Below are 2,683 nucleotides of genomic sequence, written 5' to 3'. Positions count from 1 at the left end.
ATGCGCCCTTGCAGCGGATCCATGTTGCCGCCGGTGACCTGCGCCCCATAATCGCGGAAGACGACCCCGCACAGGATATGCATGGCCGTATGGGTGCGCATGAGCTGGTAGCGGCGCGTCCAATCCAGCGTCCCGGCTACGCGCGTTCCCACCGGCGGCGGCTCGCCCTCGATGAAGTGGACGGGCCGGCCGCCGGCCTTCTTGACCGCCGTGACGGGCCAGACCCGGCCGCCGGCCTCCAGCGTGCCCACATCGCACGGCTGGCCGCCGCCGCCAGGGTAGAAGGCCGTCCGGTCGAGGGCTACGCCGCCCTCGACGTGTTCGGTCACGGTGGCCTCGAATGTCTTTACGTAGGAGTCCGTCTCGTATAGTAGTTCGGTCATAAGAATATCATCCGCAGATGGCGCAGATTCTTCCTGCTACCTGCCACCTGCCGTCTCGCGGGATGCCATCCCGCGCTACAAAAGAAAAAACGCCTTCATCCCTAATGGGACGAAGGCGCATGGTCTTCGCGGTACCACCCATCTTCCGGGCCAGCAGGCCCGGCGACTCGGCCGACCACCATCATGGTCGCGGTTCCGCTAACGGGGAACCACCCCGGCCAGGTCTACTTGGCTTGCGCCGTTCGGCTGGCGACTCCCGAGGGATGTTCGGCCGGTCGTCTGTGTCTGACTTGCACCTGATTCAGACTCGCTGGACAGCGCGGCTCCGGCTTACTCGTCTCGATCCGCGTCGCTATTTGTTCGATTATTCCGGATTATGCCAGAAGTCTCACTCGCTGTCAACGCCGCTAAACCTCGACCGGGTTCTGTTGCGTGAACCCATTGGCCGCGAGGTGGGCCGTCACCAGGTGAAACGGGATGCCCTCGTTCCACGTGGGAACCCATTGCGGGTCGCCGCTGTGGTGCAGGGCGACCAACTCCCAGTTCTGATTGAAGCAGGGCGAGCCGGAGGAACCTGGCTCCGTGTTCGTCTTGTACCTCACGCGTGTCTGATTGCCATTGACTTTAATGACGGATTCCGTATCGAGGGCCAGTTTCATCGGCCGCTTGCTGGGGTGTTGCACGATGAACAGCGGCGACGCGGGCGTGAAATCGTGAGCCGTGGTTGACATCGTTACCCACTTGCGCGCCGGTGTGTTCTCGTCGAGGGTGATGCCACGGATAGGCTCGTTGCCCGGTTCGCCGTCGAGCAGCAGCAGGGCGTAATCGAGATTATCCGGGTTGGGCTGTTGGCCGCCGTCCTGAAGGTCGGCCGGATCGTACTTGCTGTGATGCAGCAGTTCCTTCACGTCGATCACCGTGCCCTGGTTGACGGCCGTACCATCCTCGCGCACCTTGAAGTCAAAGCGGCACTGGTAGTCGGTCACGGCGCGCCCGTCCCTGACCACGCTCTCGATGACGTGGTAGTTGGTCAGCACCTTATCGGCGTCCACCAGAAAGCCGGTTCCCTGGCCGTCCCCCAGCAAATCCACGCGACACACCTGGCCCTCGATCTCGCCGATGCGGCTGCGGAACTTGGCGATGTCGAACAGCGTGTTGGAGGCGCGGATGATGCTCTCCAATTCGGCCTTGCCCGGCAGGCCGCGCGGCCCCACGCCGACGATCTGGGCGTACTCGACAAAGACCGGCTCGTTCGGGCGCTCCTCCCGCGCCGCCTCCACCAGTTTGAAGACCCAGCCGGCGCGGTTGGCGGCGCCGATCACGTCGAATACCAGCGCCGTATAATCGTCGGCCAGGGTAATGTCCGCACGATCGACATCGATCCGCTGCTTGAGCATCATGTCGAACTGCTTCGGTGTGAGGCGTGCACGGATCGCCTGGCCCAGCAACCTAAACTGCGGGCCTTTCAGTTCAAGCGTGATTGTGTTTGACATAACATACCCTCCTAGTAGGTGATGTGCGATGCCTGGGCCGCTCTAAAATGGATACAACTTCCCGATGTATGCCTTGTCCGTATCGGACAGCACCCGGTTCCAACCCACAGAAAACTCGCCGCCGGTGAGCTCCGCCGGCACAGGGTACATCATGATCGAAGTGGGGTCGAATTGGGATGAACGGGTGAACCAGCGCGAGTACTTCTTGAAGACCTGGAAGTCTACATCCTCCCTCGTCCAGCCCTGCCGGCCATAGTATTCGTACGCCTTTTCGCGATCCCAGGGAATCCCATTGCGCGGGTGCTGGTGCTCGTGGTAGCAGCCCAGAGCGTGGCCGAACTCATGCAGGACGACGCGCGAGTACTCCTCCTCCTCGCTATCGGCGGTGAGCCAGCCGTAATTCATTGTCGGCATGATCGGATCGGTGAACAACAACGCTTGCGTGCCCAGATAGGACCAGGAGCCGTCGCCCTCGATAAACGCGATGCGAATGGCCGCCGGGCCTTCGGCCACAAAGTCGAACTTGATGTTGGCGAACTGCTCCCACTGGTGAGCGTACTGCTCCACTTTGGCCTGCACCACCGGATCGCCCTCCAGGAAGCGCACCGTCAGTATGGAACCTGGCCGCCAGAGGTAGCGCCAGTCGCTCGCCAGTTCAAAGGGCGCGGCCGGGCGCGGCGCGTTCTTGGGGTTCTCGGCCAAGGCGATCTCTTTGGCCTTTTCCTCTAGTTCGGGCGGGAGAACCTTGTCAATACAGGCTTTGATCGGCGTGCTATCGGACATCGTGATACCTCCTGACTGTCTATT

At 62.0% G+C, this 2,683-nt stretch carries 3 protein-coding genes; all 3 read right to left on the bottom strand.

What is annotated here, in order from left to right:
• A partial coding sequence (locus tag ACE3UY_RS19060; RefSeq protein ID WP_374689066.1) for an alanyl-tRNA editing protein occupies nt 1–383 on the bottom strand: 383 nt, incomplete at its 3' end.
• 407 nt (nt 384–790) lie between these two features.
• Complete coding sequence (locus ACE3UY_RS19055; protein WP_374689065.1) at nt 791–1,876, bottom strand: trypsin-like peptidase domain-containing protein; 1,086 nt, start codon at nt 1,874–1,876, stop codon at nt 791–793.
• Between the two features lie 42 nt (nt 1,877–1,918).
• Nucleotides 1,919–2,659 (bottom strand): M12 family metallopeptidase, encoded by a 741-nt coding sequence (locus ACE3UY_RS19050; RefSeq protein ID WP_374689064.1) that lies wholly within the window; start codon nt 2,657–2,659, stop codon nt 1,919–1,921.
• Between the last annotated feature and the right edge of the window lie 24 nt (nt 2,660–2,683).

This window comes from Promineifilum sp. (SeqCode) (assembly GCF_041918635.1).
Lineage (GTDB): Bacteria > Chloroflexota > Anaerolineae > Promineifilales > Promineifilaceae > Promineifilum.
This window is presented reverse-complemented; position numbering and strand designations above follow the sequence as displayed.

Excerpts from the sequence above, each read along its gene's own strand:
- ACE3UY_RS19055 (WP_374689065.1), bottom strand. The coding sequence starts at position 1,876 with ATGTCAAACACAATCACGCTTGAACTGAAAGGCCCGCAGTTTAGGTTG.
- ACE3UY_RS19050 (WP_374689064.1), bottom strand. The coding sequence starts at position 2,659 with ATGTCCGATAGCACGCCGATCAAAGCCTGTATTGACAAGGTTCTCCCG.